The organism is Nocardia sp. NPDC055002 (genome assembly GCF_053608825.1).
On sequence record NZ_JBSGWE010000007.1, the window covers coordinates 43,221 to 58,302 of the forward strand.

Consider the following 15,082-nt stretch of genomic DNA (forward strand, 5'->3'; position numbering starts at 1 on the left):
CGCTACTGCGTGGCGTACCGCCACACACCGAGCATCTCCTGCTCGTCCAACGGCGTCTCACCGTCGAAGACTGTGTCGTGCAAGCGTTTCAATGCCGCGACCGTATCCAGTCCGGCACCGATCAGCACCAGATTCGAGACACGGCGCTCGCCGCGCGCCCAGCTTCCAGGAGTGACGACCACGTGCCGGCCCACCAGGTGCACTTCGAACTTGCGGCGCTCGCCTGCCACCGCGAACGCGACACATCCCTTGGCACGGAACAGCCCTGACGGCGGATCTTCCAGAAAGGCCACCAGCGCACGCGGATTCAACGCGCGCTCGCTCGTGAACGCTACCGAGACGTAGTCGTCGTGAAGGTGGCGATGGTCGGGGTTGTCGTGATCATGGTCGTCGAGCAGCGTGTCGAAGCTCAGTTGCTCGGCTGTTTTCGGCTGCTCGGGTACCCGATCGTCGAACAGCAGGCCGGGGTCGATGCGGCCGTGCGTCGTCGCGTAGACCGGCACCTGCCCCACCCAGTCGGTCAGCTGTGCGCGCAAACCGGCCAGCGCCTCGGCCCCGACTCGATCGGCCTTGTTCACCAGCACCAGATCCGCCATCCGCAGATGCGTCACCAGCTCGGGATGTCGCGTGCTGGTGGCGGCGAACTGCTCGGCATCGACCACTTCGACCAGGCCGCCGTAGGCGATGCGCGGGTTGGGGTTGGCGATCACCATCCGGATCAGGTTGCGCGGCTCGGCCAGTCCGCTGGCCTCGACCACGATCACATCCACCGCGCTGCGCGGTTGCGCCAGCTGCGCGAACAGATCGTCGAGTTCGGACACGTCCACCGCGCAGCACACACACCCGTTGCCGAGCGACACCATCGCGTCGACCTGCCCCGCCACCAGCATCGCGTCGATGTTCACCGCCCCGAAATCGTTGACCACCACCCCGATCCGGGTCCCCCGATTGTTGCGCAACAGGTAATTGAGCAGGGTCGTCTTCCCCGAACCGAGAAACCCAGCAACGATCACGACAGGAATCACCGCACCCATGCTGCCACCACGTCACCGCGGCGGAGGCGACCGGTCCACCACGCCCGGACTCCCTCCGTCCGCCCCCAAGCGGCACACCGCCCACCCCTGCGATCAGAGGTGGGCGGGTCGACGTGCGGCGAACCGTTGTCAGGACGGGCTGAAAACCATGCCTACCAGGGTGTACGCGAGATTGATCAGCTGGCCGGGGATGGTCGACTCGTCCATGCCGAGCGCTTGAGCCAGCGGCATGAGCAGCGTCATGACGGTGGTGATCGGACCGCCGAGCGTGCTCAGATCGAGCTCGGATTCGTTGGGCGTCGCCTGGGATTTCGGGCTGGTGCCGCGGTTCTTCGGGGTGGTGGTGGACGGTGCGGCGGGAGCCTCGGGTGACGCGGTGCGGGCCGGGGCGCCGGGAGACGCGGTGCGGACGGGGGCTACCGGAACCGGATTCGCGATCGGGACCCGCTCGGGGATCGGAGCGGCAGTGGCAGGCGCGTTGGCGTCGGCGGGAGCCTGGTCCTCCGACGGTGCCGTCCGATCGCCCGAGCCACTGGGAGGCGCGGACGAATCGGTCGGTGCCCGGTCGGGCGCGGGAGCCTGGGCGGGTGCGGGTGCCGGCGCGGGAGCGTGGGCGGGCGCTTTCGCTCCCGGCGTCGCAGTCGTCGAAGCGGGCGACTGGGCCGGTGCGGGTGCCGTCGTGCCGGACTCCGGCGCCGACGCGGTGGTCCCGCTGGGCTTCGTCGACGGCTGTGCGGGTTCGGCCGGATCGGTGGTGGGCGCCGGCGCGCCGTTCGTACCCTCGGCGGGAGTTCCGGCGCCGTTGGGATCCTCGGCCGGGGCGGAAGCTCCGTTCTGGCTCCCCGCCGGTCCGGGCGCGGGGGCGTCGGTGCTGGGCGAGGGGGCCTCGGTCGGGTCGGCGGCGGGTGCCCGCTCGGGTTCCTGAGCGGTCGTCGCGACCGGTATCCGACCCGGCGCGGCGGCGTAGGCGGGAATCGGCTTGTTCAGCAGGAACCCGACGACGCCGGTCGCGATGGCGACCGCGTGCTCGAGCTGGCCTTCGCGCGATTCCAGGCGGGCGGCGTCGTCGACATTGGCGCCGTTGCCCATCTCGACGAACACCAGCGGCACCTGCGTCAGCGCCGGGCCCGCCACATCCTCGCGGGTCTGCAGGCCCGCCTTGACGCCCGCGTAGTTCGCGGGTGAGAAGCCGGCCGCCAGGTAGGCGTCGCGGACCGCGCTCGACACGAGTCGCCCACCACCGGATTGCGCCTTGTCGGCGATCGAGTCGGGAATGGGCAGCTGGGGCACGATCATGTGGAAGCCGTGCTGGTCGGGGCCCGCGCTGTCGGCGTGAATGCTCACCGCCACGTCGGCGCCGGACTGGTTGGCGGCGCGCGCGCGATCGTCGACGCAGCCGCCCCACCCGGTGTCGTCGGCGCGGCTCAGCACCACATCGGCACCCAGTGCCTCCAGAGATGCGCGCACGAGCTGGGCGACATCCCAGTTGATGGTGTGCTCGGGGATGCCGTTGAGCGAGGTCATGCCGGTGGTCTGGCAGTCCTTGGTACCGCCGCGACCGTTGTCGACCTGGCGGCTCAGGTCCTCGGAATGCGCCGTCCCCTGGTGACCGGGGTCGAGGAAGATCGTCTTACCGGCGAGCTGCTCGCTGGTCGCTGGTTCAGGGGCGGCGTGGGCGGTCACGGGGACCAATCCCGACAGCGACACCACCACCGCGGCGGAGACGGTAGAGCAGATTCCGGCCTTGATGATGTTTGGTTGCATGTTCGGTCGGTGCTCCGGGACCGGAGCACCCCTCCCTTCCCATTGGTAACACCTGGTAACACCAAACCCAGTGGTTCACTCTTGCAACGTTGACAACCACAGGGCAAGCACAGTTACCGAAATGTAACTGGATAGGAGTATCAAAAGACGCTGGTCGGATGCCCAGCTGAGCCGTCAGCGGGCTAGTTCAGGCAACTTCTGGCAATTGGCGCAGCGACCGCAGCGCGTAGTGAACCCGGGTCTTCACGGTCCCGATCGGAACACCGAAATCGGCGGCGACTTCCCGGTATCCGCGGTCGTGCAAGATCACCTCGGTCACGGCTGCCCGCTGCGGTTCCGGGAGCCGAGCGAGGAGTTGATCGACCAGTAACCCGTCGACCAGACCGTCGGCGAAATCCGGTTTGCCGCAGACCGGCACCTCAGTGATGTCGTCCCAGCCCACATCACCGGGGCGGACGGCTCTGGCCCGCACGATGTCGATGATGACGTTGTGTTCGATCGCGAGCAGCCAGGTCCGCACGCTGCCCTTGCGACCGTCGAAGTCGTGACACGAACGCCAGCCACGCAGCAAGGTCTCCTGCACCGCGTGCTCGGCCAGGCCCGCGTCGCCGAGGCTGCGCATGGCCCGCCAGTGCAGCAGACCGCGATCGGTGGCCAGCACCTCGGCCAGCCCGTCCCTGGTACACAGGCGCGCGCAGTGCGCACCGCAGGTGTTGTCCGTCATATGGGGTTATCGCGGTGGACCGCGCCGATGACAACGCCGCGCGTTAAGCGGCTCTTCAGGATCCTGCTGGGGCCGTGCCGGAAGGTAGTTCTTGCGAGCCCGGCCGGGCCTGCTCCAGGAGGGGGGAGCAGGGACGCCGGGCTCGTTCGTTTCCGGACCCGATCATCGCGGGTTCGCGCATTCGAGCGAAGTCCAGCACGATCGGACCGGGGCGACGACAATCGCCCGCGAGGAGCGAACAAGTGGACATCCATGCATATCCGACCGACGCGCAGACGCCGGTCGACCGGGCCGAGGCCACCCGAGTGGCGGCCGAACACCTACCAGTCGACCTGCCGGGTCACGATCGGCAGATCGTCGAATTCGCGGACGGCTTCGCGGTTTTCGCGGTTGAGCCGTTGCACGCGCCACCGGATCGGCCGATCCCGATCGGCGGCTCGGTCTACGTGATCGACAAGGTGACCGGGGCGGTGTCGTTCTGGCCGACCTATCCGACCGGCGTGATCGCCGCGCACTACGCGCTGCTCCTGGCGGCGGGACAGTTGGTCGTCGCCGATTCCTGGCCCGATCAGGACTGATCGAGTAGTTCACGACGTCTCCTCGGTCGAGTGGCTACGGCGACGCAGGGCGGCGAGTCCGCAGGCCACAGCCAGCGCGATCGCGAGTGCGCCGAACCAGTCGCCCCAGCGGACGTAGGGAGTGCGATCGCCGGCGGTGCGGATGTCGGCCAGCACCGTGTGGGTTTCGGTGATGCCGGTGCGGACGGAGGCTCGAACGGCGCCCTGTGCGTCGGTGGCGGTCAGCTCGCCGAGCTGGGCGGGGCGGGCGACGGCGATGCCCGATTCGACGGCCCGTACCGCCGCCATCCGGCTGTGTAACCAGTGATCGACGCTGAAATCCAGCGCAGGCGCGAGCAGGAGCGTCGCGCCGTCGGCGCGGTTCTGGCGAACGAGGGCCGGGTGGTCGAGGTCGGCGCAGATCGCGAGCGCCCACGAGCGGCCGGGGATCTGGACCGGCGTCGCACCGCGTTGTAGGCGGGACTCGAGCCCGGGGACGAGATAGCGCTTGGCGTAGAGGGTTTCGCCCGGATAGGCGATGGCGGCGTTGACGGTGCCGCCCGGTTGCTCGAGTTCCAGGCCGACGACCACGTGGATGCCACGGCGAGCGGCTACGGCGGTGAGCGGGTCGCGCAACAGGAAGAGGTCGGATCGTCGTGCATGCCATGCCTTCTCGGAGAACACGATGACCTCGGCGCCCTGATCGGCGAGTTCGTCGACGGCGGTGACCGCCTCGGCGATCATCCGCGCACCGTCGGGCGACGCGACAGGAACATACATCGGCGGCTGTGCGAGAGCCACCAGCCCCACCCGTGTCACCGGACCGCCGCTCGCCGCCGCGGAACACCACAGACCTGTGCCGATGGCGAAGGTTACGACCGTGGCCGTCACGCCCGCTGTCCTCAGCAGGCGTGGCGCTCGGATGCCGGGTGCCGTCATCGTGCCAACGGCACTGGGCACCGCGAGCACGAGGAAGCTGATCCCCCACACCCCGGTCAGCGAAGCGACACCCACGATCGGGTCGACCCCGGCCTGGGAGTAGCCGATGCTCCACCACGCGCCGATCCCGCCGACCAGACCGAACAGGAACTCGGCGGCGGTCCATGCGGCGGGTAGCGCGAGCACAGCCAACCCGAACCTGTTCTGCATCAACAGCTTTCGGAAGAGCGCCACACAGACCCCGAAGGTGAGTGCGCTGCCGACCAACAGGGCGACGGCGGTCGCCTCGGGTTGCTCCAGGGTGTCGGTGAAATAGGACCAGTATTCGGCGTTGCCGCCGAGCCAGGACAGCACCGCCGCCGCGTACACCGCCCGAGCTGAGCGCCGTGGGGCCAGCCACAGCACCGGGATCGGGGCGAGGAGGGCAACTCCGGGGACCGGCTGCAGACCGGTGCCGATACTCCACAACACCGCCGAACTCACCGTGGCGGCCGACCAAGCCGTCAGCTCCCGACCGGGCATTCGTCGGCCGGTTCGCCCGGAGAACTCTTCGCGCACAGCCTCTTCAGTAGATGTCACGCGACAATCGTCACGGTGGAGCGGGTCCCCGCACATCGCCCGTGCGAGCGGACTCGTCTCCCTCTCGCGAGTGAGCTCATCGCACACCACCCGGCAATTGATTGTCCCCCGGCGACACCATTCCGGATTCGTAGGCGAAGACCACCGCCTGCGCCCGATCGCGCAGCCCCAGCTTCGAAAGAACGGAGCTGACATGAGTTTTCACGGTGTGTTCGGTGACAACCAGCCGCGTCGCGAGTTCCGTGTTCGATCGGCCGGCGGCGAGTTCACGCAGGATGTCGCGTTCCCGCGGGGTCAGCACGGCCAGCTGCGCGGACGCTTCCGGGTGGGCACGCGCGCGTCCGGCGACCTCGGCGATCAGCCGCCGCGTCACCGAGGGAGCCAGCAGTGCGTCGCCGGCGGCGACAACCCTGACGCCACCGATCAATTCGGCCCTGCGTGCGTCTTTGAGCAGGAACCCGCTCGCACCCGCCCGCAAGGCGGCATAGACGTACTCGTCGACATCGAACATGGTGAGCACCAGTACTTTTGCCGCGGTTTCCGCGCAGATCCGCGCAGTGGCCGCCACCCCGTCCAGCCGGGGCATCCGCACGTCCATCACCACCACGTCGGGGACGAGCCGCCGGGCCGCCGTCACCGCTTCCACACCGTCGGAGGCCTCCCCCACCACCTCGATGTCGGGTTCGGATTCCAGGATGAGGCGGAACCCGGCACGGAACAATTCCTGGTCGTCGACAACGAGCACCCGCACCGTCAACTCCTCTGTGCCAGTGGCAGATCGGCCGACACCACGAACCCGGCACGCGTCGGCTCCGCCCGCAGCAAGCCGCCGCACGCCTGTACCCGTTCGGCCATCCCGACCAAACCGAAGCCCGTCGGGCCCGCGCCCGCCCGCGCATGTTCCACGGCGGTGCCGTCGTCGGCGATCCGCACCCCGAGCCGACCCGATGACCAGCTCAGCGCCACCTCGACCCGCGTCGCCTTCGCGTGCTTGCCCGTATTGGTCAGCGCCTCCTGCACGATCCGGTACGCGGCGGCATCGGCTTGCGGTGAGATCGGCAGGCGGGTTCCGTGCTCGGTGAAACGCGCGGTCAGACCCCCGTGTTCGGCGAGGGCGACGAGATCGGCGATAGCCGCCACCCCCGGTTGATGCGGCGGATCGTCCTCGCGGAGCACACCGATGCTGTGGCGTAGTTCCCGCAGGGCATCACGTCCACCGTCGGCGATCGCCGCGAAGGCCGCGTCGGCATCCGCCCGATCCAGCAGCGGACCGGTTTCGGCGCGCACGATCATCGCGCCGACGGTGTGGGCCAGCCCGTCGTGCATGTCCCGGGCGATCCGCAACCGCTCGCGGACCACCGCGGCCTCGCGTTCGTCGTCGAGACGTCGTGTCCGTTCGGCGAGCGCGTCGATCTGTGCCTGCTTCGCACGCACGCCCGACCCGAGCGCCCATGCCGTCATGAACGACATCGCGGCATAGGCGTACGAATCAGCGGGCTCGCGTGGCACCAGCAGCGACACCAGAATTCCCACCGCGACCAGTACGAAGGTCAGCCGACGCTGCCGCGCGGAACAGTACGCCGCGATCGTGTACACACAGACGACCGTGCCGAACGGCAGCACCGGCAACGCGTGCACACAGCCGAGCGCCGTGATCGCCGGCCCGACCACGCACAGCACCCCCACCGGCGCCCGACGCCGCCACAGCACCGGCGCCGATGCGAGGACCGACAGCCCGACAACCCACCACGACGCACCGACGACAAGCGCGGGCACGACGCTCGCGACCGTTACGACGGCGGCGATCAGTGCGTCCAGCGGCGACGGATGTTCCCGAGGTACTCCCACGACGTCCCAGTCTGTCCGCAAACAGTCCACCGCACCTCACTCTCGAGAGTGATTCGATGGGCAGCACCGCGACCGTACGCTCAGGCATAGGGTGGAATTCGACGCGGCAACATCCGATGACCAGCGACGATCGCGCTCGACCAAGAACGAATTGCATACATAGCGATGTGTGCATATGATTGCGACCGATCGGACCGCAGGAGAAGGGGAACGCGATGGGCGCAGGGCACGGGCACGACCACGGGGTATCGGCCGACAGCGATCGGCGCTGGCTGGCCGGCGCGCTGGCGGTGATCGTCACCTTCCTGATCGGCGAAGTGATCGTCGGCATCATCGCCGATTCGCTGGCGCTGCTCTCCGACGCGGCACACATGACCACCGACGCCGCCTCGATCGCACTGGCGCTGTGGGCGATCCGGCTCGCGGCGCGACCGGCGACCGGGCGGATGACATTCGGCTGGAAGCGGGCCGAGATCCTGTCGGCCCAGGCCAACGGGCTGACGCTGCTGCTGCTGGCACTGTGGCTCGGCTACGAGGCGATTCGCCGACTGTTCGAGCCGCCGGAGGTACACGGCTGGCTGGTGCTGATCACCGCGCTGGTCGGCGTCGCTGTGAACGTGCTCGCGACTTGGATGATCAGCCGCGCCGATCGCACCAGTCTCAATGTCGAGGGCGCCTACCAGCACATCCTCAACGACCTGTTCGCGTTCATCGCCACCGCCGTCGCCGGCCTGATCATCATCCTCACCGGCTGGGTCCAGGCAGACGTCGTCGCGACGCTGATCGTGGTGGCGCTGATGATCAAGGCCGGCATCGGGCTGATCAAGGCGTCGAGCCGGATCTTCCTCGAGGCCGCGCCCGAACATCTCGACCCGGCGCAGATCGGTCGCGACATGGCCGCGCGCGACGGCGTCACCGAAGTCCACGACCTTCACATCTGGGAAATCACCTCCGGCTCCCCCGCGCTGTCGGCCCACGTTCTCGTCCAGCCCGGCCACGATTGCCATGCGGTCCGCGAGGACATCGCGCACATGCTCGACCACGACCACCACATCGAGCACGTCACCCTGCAGGTCGACCACGCCAGCCCGAAACTGCTCGACATCGGCAACCGTGACTCCCACCCGTGCGCCGACTCGCACGGTCCCAAGCACGTGTCCCAACAGGCGCCCCACACCCACTGACGAGGGAAGGCCCCACACCCATCGGGTGCGAGGCCTTCTCGTCGGTCACGCGCTAGCGAGGACCAGGTCGTTTCATCGACCTATGGGGCTGATTCAGCCGCCGAAGGAACCGGTCCACAGGGTGTCGACCAGCCCGTGCAGTGCGGCGCCGAGGGTGTCGAAGAGGCCGCCCAGGGCAGCGCTACCGGTGTCGATGATAACGGGGATCATAGTAATTCCTCTGTTTCTCGCATAGGCCCAGCCGGAGCTGGCTTACGAATGGCATATCGACACTAAAACGCGACGGGTTACGGATTTTCCGATTTAGTGACACTGGTAACAGTACGGCCACAAAACTGCCCCCACCTGGCATTTTCGCGCGATACCCACTGTTCCTTAATTAATTCTGAGAACTCTATGAGATTCGTATTGCGACATCCGATAAGGCCGCATTTCCATTGCCCCAAGAAATAGGGGCACCGCTACACAGCGTCACACACAAATGCGAATACTCCGGCCAGGGGGTATCGGTCAGCGTGCCGGGCAGGTGTTCACATAGGCGTGGCCGGGGAGGGCGCCCGCCCATTCCTCGCGGGTGATCGGGGTGGTGCCGCTGGCGCAGATCCGATCGGCTTCTGCGGCGGCGTCGGTGCGCCATTGACGCAGGGTGCCGTCGACCGCGGACTCGGTGAGGACAGCGCCGCCGGCGGCGAAGGCCAGCATGGTGGGTTGCCGGTGGCGCAGCCCCCGGGCGATGGTGGCGTAGGCGGTGGGGTGCGCTGGGTCGGAGTAGTCCCAGAGCAGGATGGTGCCGCTGACGATGTCGTCGATGGCGAGCAGGGTTCCGTCCGGATCGAACGCCACCGAACCCGCCGAGCCGTTGGCGCCCACGGGGGCGGCAAGGGCGCGCGGCGGGGTACCCGGCGTGCCGAGCTGGTAGACGAAGGCGCCGGTGAGAGTGCCTACCGCGAGTGTGTCGCGCGAACTCAGGGCCAGCGCGATGGTCTGTCCCGGGGTTCGCAGATCGGACAGTTCGGCGATCGGCTGCGCGGTGGAGGTGGTCGAGAAGACGCTGACATTGCCGGTGCGGTGGCTGCCCACGGCGAGCAGGCCGCCGTCCGGGCTGAACGCGAGGGAGGTCGGGTAGCCGCGGCCGAATCGGATACTCGACCGCAGCCGGGGCTCGCCGGCGACATCGAAGAGATCGACGGTCTGGGTCATGCTGCGGCCGATGGCCAAGGAACCGTCGGGGCTGAACGTGATGGCGCGGATGTCGACGCCTGCCGCGCTGAGCGGCGCGCCGACACGACGCGGAGTCACCGGTTCGGTGATGTCCCATACCTGGATCGTGGATTCGGTTCTGGTGACCGCCCTGGCCGCGTTCGGGGCGATCGCGACGACGTCGATCAGGCCGGCGGGGTCGCCGTCGAGCAGCGCTCGATCGGTGGCGTAGGGAGTTCTGGCCAGACTTCGCAGGTGGGGGAACAGGTCCTGCGGGAGGGCAGGCTGGTCGAGCGGAAACCGGAACAGCGTCAGCGAGCTGGTCGACACGACCGGGCCCGGCAGTTCGAACACATGCACGGCATGGTCGAAACTCGTTGTCACCAGCGACCTTCCACCGCGCAGGAAGCGCGCCCGCGCGACCATGTCGATCGGGAGCGTGACCAGCTCCTCGCCGGTGTCCAGATCGCGAATGCGCGCCCGGGTGTCGCCGCCGACGATCACGGCGGATCGACCGTCCCCGGTCGGTGATACGTCGAGGTATTCGTTGGCGCCCCGCGGCACGGCAGGCATCGGGTCGAAGCCGTCCGCGCCTACTCGCCAGCGCGCGACCTCGCCCGGATTGAGGCCGACGGCCAGCACGGTGCCGTCGCCGTTGAACTCGACCGACCTCGCCTCCGCGCCGCCGGGCCGTTCGAGGCGGCGGTCGAACACCGGTGTCTGCTCGCGGTCGAGGGTCTCGATGTTCCAGGCGCGCACCGTGGTGGTCCAGATTCCGCCGAACAACGACGGCACCGCCGCGACGAGCGTGCGATCGCTCAGGGCGACCTCCGCACGCTGCCCCGAACCGGCCATCGTCGGCAGGGCGACCGGGTGCGCCGGATCGTCGCCGAGGCGCCAGCTCACCACAGTCGCGCTGTGGGTGCCGATGGCGACGAACCCGAGGTCGGGACTGAGCGCTGCCGACGAAGGCAACCGGCCACCGAGCGGCAGCTCGGTCACCAGGCGCGGTGCACCGGGGTCGGCGATGTTCCACAACGCCGACCGCAGATCGCCCGCGACCACCAACCACTCGTGACCGGCGCTCATCGCGAGACCGCGGATGTGCCCGCTCCCGGTGGCGAACCGTGGCCACCGATCGATGCCGGACTCGCTCACCCGCACCAATTCCACAGAGCCGTCACCTTCGCCGATCGCGATCACGTCGCCCTGCGCGGTGGTCGCGATGCGTGGTGCGTCGGGATCGAAGACCACGCCGCGACCGAGCACGACGCCGGGACTGATCCGGATCGGCGCATTCGTGGCGGTGTTCTCCAGCAGCGCGGACCTCGCCTCCTCGGTCGGAGCGGTGCGATAGGCGGCGAGGGCGATCTGCTGGGACAGCGCGGGATTGAGATTGCCGCCCCCTCGGGCGACACCGGCGAACAGGCGCGAATTCGATTCCGCGCGAGCGGCCGCGTTCCCGATGCGCAGCTGGACCACATTGGTCACCGACACCACCGCCAGCAACACGGCCAGCCCGGCCGCAACAGAAACGATCCACAGCGCGAGGTTGGCCCGTGTGCGGGTCCGGGCGATCGCTTCGGTCACCGTGCGGGCGGCCGAGATCCGGTCGGCGTAATTCTGTGGCGCCTCGTCGGCGGCTTCCCGCAATGCCTCCGACGCGACCACCACGCGCAGCGACGAGCGTTGCGCGGCAGTCAGTTTGCCCGCATAGCCACCGACTGCCGTCAGATTCGACCCGGACAGGCCCGCGGTGACCGCGCACTCGGGGTCGAGTCGACGGGGCCGCAGCTTTCGCAGCAGGGCGTGCCGCGGTGCGAGATCGTCCAGGGCGACCGCGAACGCCGCGCCCATCGACGCGCCGTTGATGTCGTTGGCCGGGGCGCTACCGTGCGTCGAGACCGACCATCGAACGCACGCGTCGGTGCCGGCCAATCTGCTGATGCGCCATGCTTTTTCGAGGCTGTCGGTGAAGGCACGATCGGCCTGCAGAAAACCCATCCGCGCCGGGTCGGGGTGCAGGCCGCTCGGTCCTCCCCGGACCTGGTCGAGGCGCAGCACGCCCACCTCGCCACCACCGCCGAAGCTGGCGAACAGCACGCTGATCCGGCTGCTGCGCACGACCGGGAGGGTATGCCCGGACAACTCCAGCGCGGCCATGATGGCGTAGCCGCGCGCCGCGCGAGCGCCCTGTCCGAGGAGATGGCGCACGATCTCGCCGAGCGGAGCGTTCGCGCTGGTGATCGGAATGCCCGCGGGCAGCAACTGGGTACCCACCGAGGTCAGACCGGCGCGTTCGGCGTGATCGAGAAAGGCCGCACACGCGTCGTCGGTGTCGATCGAACCGGTCAATGCCCGCGCCAGCACCGCCATCGCGCGTGCGGCGGACAGATCCGCGGTGATCCGACGGTCCTGCGCGTCGCGGTCTTCGGCTTCTTCCTCTAGCAGATCGTCCGCGGCGAGATCCTTCCAGCGGGCCAGCGACTGCCTCGCCAGCACGCCCGTCTCCCGCCGGTGTTCCAGCAATCGGCGCGCGGCATCCGGCCCGGCCGCAACGGCAGCACGGCACAGCGCAAGCCAGCGTTGCGACGCGCCGGTCAGCTCGATCAGCACCGCGTCATCGGACAACAGCGCATCCGTCGGCTGATCGGTCGATTCGCCTGCCATGTCTCCCCCATCTCCCTCCGGGCAGCACCGGCGACCCTGCCGGGAATGCCCCGATACGATGGAATTCCAGCACACCACCGATCGACCCAGGGGACCACGTTGTCGAGACGACACATCGCCGGACGCACCCTGACCGCCGCGGCCCTGCTCGTCACGATCCCGGTATCGGCGAGCTGTGCCGACGACACGGACACCGGCGCGAAGCCGACAGCCGTGGTCGCGCAAGAGATTTCCGCACCGCCGCCGCTGCCCGGCGCCGACGAGGTCGGGCAACTGATGCGACGGCTGCTCGACACCACCGTGTCCAACGCCGAGAAGCTCGAGCTGATCCAGGGCATCGGGAGCGACCCCGAGCTGCCGAACCGGGTGGCCGACGCGCCCCGCCAGGGCGGCGCCACCATCGCGCTCACCATCACGGGTACCCGCGCCGCACCCCCCGGCATGATCGCCGACGGCACCGCTTCCATCAACAACAGCCCGCCGCAGCCGCTCATCGTGAACTTCGTCGTCGAGGACGGGAAGTGGAAGGTCGAAAAGGCCTGGTACTGCCAGATCGCGTTCTCGTTCATGGTCGCCTCCCCGGCGTGCCCGACCTGATCCGTGGACACCGTCGATGCCGACTGAGCGAACCGCCGCGGGCCGCAACCGCATCTGTGTAGGAGCCGATCGACCCGACAGGAGGCTCCGCGATGCGACATGCTCGACCCCGTACCGCGCGCCACTGTCTGTCCTCGGCCCGGCCTGCGGCGTGGGGAGCGTCGAGAAACCGAGCCGTGGTGGGCGCGCCGTCGGCCGCGTGGGGGTGCCGGGTGAGCACTGAACCCTTGGACGAATGGCTCGGCGCCTGCTGGAGCGAGGTCCCCGAACGCCTGCGCCCGGCGGTGGTCGATCACATCTTCGGCGCCGATCTGGTCACCATGTCGACCTATGCGGCGACCAAAGCGCGCTACGTCCTGGATCGGCTCGACCCGGACATGCGCAGCGACTTCGAAGACGTCGCCCAGGACACCATGGTCGAACTCACCGCGACGCTGCCCACCGAGCGGATCCGGCACTGGAAAGCGTTGGTGCTCAAGAAGCTCCAGTGGCAGGTACTCCAGGACCGCCGCAGTCGCACCGCCGAGAAACGCCACCCCGGCCAGCGGGTCGACTACGAGTCGGCGGTCCTGGTACTCGAGGATCACCGGTGCGGCGACGCCGAGAACCGGCTCGCCGACCGCGCAGTCTTGCGGGACGCACTGGCCTCGATCACGCACGCGGAGACCGCGGCCGTGCTCCGCGCGACCTTCGTGATCGCCACGGACGGCAGCTATGCCGATGTGCAGACCACCGGCGAGGTGGCCGGCGACCTGCGGTTCAGCCAGGAGAAGGTCAAGCGATTACGCGCGGCAGGCGCCAAATTGCTGCGCGAGGCCGTGCGCGCGCAGCTCGACGACCGGGACAACGAGGAGACAGCGTGATGGCGCCGGATCATGACGCGGACCGGTTGAGTCTGCCTGTCGACCTCGACGTGCTGATCGCCTTCGCCGCGGCCGACAGTCCGGACGCCGACGCGGAATCCGCCGCCGCGGGGGCGCGAATCGCCGAGCGACTGTTACGCGCGGGCGCGGTGTCGGGCGGCTCAGCCGCGCTCGGCGACCTCGGTGCGCGCCGGGCTGTGATGACGGTGCCCGGCTGGTCCGTGCAGCCGCTCGCCGCGTCGTCGGACAGCGAGCAGACAGCGACTCGCACGGTGCAGAAGCAGCGCGACCGGGAGTTGGGGATCGAATTCACACGCTCGCCCGCGGGCGCGGAGCAGACGCGAATCTCGGTGCACTCGTTCGGCGCTCGGGCCGCGGCGGGCGACATCGTGCGGGTCTCGGTGCGTCTCGGTGCCGAGCGCACCGAACTGCTCGTCGTCCTCTACGCCGGTGACGACGGCACGCTCACCGGGCAGGCCGTCACCAGGGCGCTCACCATGTCCGAGGGTCTCGAGATCTCGCTGTTGCCGGGTGCGGCACTCGACAGCACGCACGTCTCGGCGGTGACCGATGCGGTGCGCTGCTCGCTGACGGCCGGGCGCAACGCCTGGCGGCGGGTGGCCAAGGGCCTACCTGCCGGTGATCCGGTACGGGCGGCGATCGTCGCCGGTTTGAGCTGATCGTCGCGGGTTGTGGTGCAAGGCACGGAACCCGGCTGCCGGAGATGTTCGTCCGGCAACCGGGTTCGGATACGCCCCGGGAGGGCGCGCCGACGGACCGGGTGGAACCCCCCTGCGGCTCCACTCGGCGAGCGGCGGCGCGGCCGTCACTCCCAGGGCAGTAGTACTTCACCGACGTCGGCGCGGTGGTGGCGACAACGTCGGTGAAACCCCTCACCGACACTGATGCCGTGCGAGGGGCAAACGGTTCGCGGCGAACCGCCGCCGGGGCATGGCGCATCTATGTTCCGACGGCCGGTGCCGGTGCCGGTAGTGAGGAACACGGAATGACACCTTCGAGGAACGACACGGCGCGGCAGCTCGCCGCGTCGGCCGATCTCGAGGCGGCGCGGCGACAACGAGACAGCGACAGCCGAACACGGCGCGACACCGCGGAGTTCGTC

Annotated in this window: 12 protein-coding genes; 5 read left to right on the plus strand and 7 right to left on the minus strand. The window is 69.0% G+C overall.

What is annotated here, in order from left to right:
- Positions 1 to 2: 2 nt before the first annotated feature.
- The 3 genes from ACWF99_RS25975 to ACWF99_RS25985 form a co-directional block, all read right to left on the minus strand.
- Positions 3 to 1,034 (minus strand): CobW family GTP-binding protein, encoded by a 1,032-nt coding sequence (locus ACWF99_RS25975; RefSeq protein WP_452537632.1) that lies wholly within the window; start codon positions 1,032 to 1,034, stop codon positions 3 to 5.
- 129 nt (positions 1,035 to 1,163) lie between these two features.
- Complete coding sequence (locus tag ACWF99_RS25980; RefSeq protein WP_452537633.1) at positions 1,164 to 2,798, minus strand: N-acetylmuramoyl-L-alanine amidase; 1,635 nt, start codon at positions 2,796 to 2,798, stop codon at positions 1,164 to 1,166.
- Positions 2,799 to 2,985: 187 nt separating this feature from the next.
- Entirely contained in the window at positions 2,986 to 3,522 is a 537-nt protein-coding gene (locus ACWF99_RS25985; protein WP_452537634.1) for a sigma-70 family RNA polymerase sigma factor, read from the minus strand.
- A 242-nt stretch (positions 3,523 to 3,764) separates the two neighbouring features.
- Here ACWF99_RS25985 and ACWF99_RS25990 point away from each other — a divergent pair, with 242 nt between their 5' ends.
- Positions 3,765 to 4,100, plus strand: a complete 336-nt coding sequence (locus tag ACWF99_RS25990; RefSeq protein ID WP_378651687.1) for a hypothetical protein — start codon at positions 3,765 to 3,767, stop codon at positions 4,098 to 4,100.
- Between the two features lie 9 nt (positions 4,101 to 4,109).
- Here ACWF99_RS25990 and ACWF99_RS25995 read toward each other — a convergent pair whose 3' ends face one another.
- The 3 genes from ACWF99_RS25995 to ACWF99_RS26005 form a co-directional block, all read right to left on the minus strand.
- Complete coding sequence (locus tag ACWF99_RS25995) at positions 4,110 to 5,597, minus strand: nitrilase-related carbon-nitrogen hydrolase (RefSeq protein WP_452537635.1); 1,488 nt, start codon at positions 5,595 to 5,597, stop codon at positions 4,110 to 4,112.
- Between the two features lie 76 nt (positions 5,598 to 5,673).
- The gene (locus ACWF99_RS26000) at positions 5,674 to 6,354 is read right to left on the minus strand and encodes a response regulator (RefSeq protein ID WP_452537636.1); all 681 of its coding nucleotides are present in this window, start codon (positions 6,352 to 6,354) and stop codon (positions 5,674 to 5,676) included.
- Positions 6,351 to 7,445, minus strand: a complete 1,095-nt coding sequence (locus ACWF99_RS26005; RefSeq protein ID WP_378651695.1) for a sensor histidine kinase — start codon at positions 7,443 to 7,445, stop codon at positions 6,351 to 6,353. The genes ACWF99_RS26000 and ACWF99_RS26005 overlap by 4 nt, the downstream gene beginning before the upstream one ends.
- A gap of 215 nt (positions 7,446 to 7,660) precedes the next feature.
- Between ACWF99_RS26005 and ACWF99_RS26010 the strand changes: the two genes are divergently transcribed.
- Complete coding sequence (locus ACWF99_RS26010; protein ID WP_378633122.1) at positions 7,661 to 8,629, plus strand: cation diffusion facilitator family transporter; 969 nt, start codon at positions 7,661 to 7,663, stop codon at positions 8,627 to 8,629.
- A gap of 510 nt (positions 8,630 to 9,139) precedes the next feature.
- Here the strand turns inward: ACWF99_RS26010 and ACWF99_RS26015 are convergent.
- Positions 9,140 to 12,499 carry a WD40 repeat domain-containing protein gene (locus tag ACWF99_RS26015; protein WP_452537637.1) on the minus strand — a complete coding sequence of 1,120 codons (3,360 nt, stop codon included), beginning with the start codon at positions 12,497 to 12,499 and terminating at the stop codon, positions 9,140 to 9,142.
- A 99-nt stretch (positions 12,500 to 12,598) separates the two neighbouring features.
- On the opposite strand from ACWF99_RS26015, the gene ACWF99_RS26020 reads away from it, so the two are divergent.
- The 3 genes from ACWF99_RS26020 (at position 12,599) to ACWF99_RS26030 (ending at position 14,639) form a co-directional block, all read left to right on the plus strand.
- The gene (locus tag ACWF99_RS26020; protein ID WP_378633118.1) at positions 12,599 to 13,096 is read left to right on the plus strand and encodes a hypothetical protein; all 498 of its coding nucleotides are present in this window, start codon (positions 12,599 to 12,601) and stop codon (positions 13,094 to 13,096) included.
- 212 nt (positions 13,097 to 13,308) lie between these two features.
- Positions 13,309 to 13,959 carry a hypothetical protein gene (locus ACWF99_RS26025; RefSeq protein WP_452537638.1) on the plus strand — a complete coding sequence of 217 codons (651 nt, stop codon included), beginning with the start codon at positions 13,309 to 13,311 and terminating at the stop codon, positions 13,957 to 13,959.
- A complete protein-coding gene (locus tag ACWF99_RS26030; RefSeq protein WP_452537639.1) occupies positions 13,959 to 14,639 on the plus strand; it encodes a hypothetical protein in 681 nt (226 codons plus the stop codon). The genes ACWF99_RS26025 and ACWF99_RS26030 overlap by 1 nt, the downstream gene beginning before the upstream one ends.
- Positions 14,640 to 15,082: the final 443 nt, after the last annotated feature.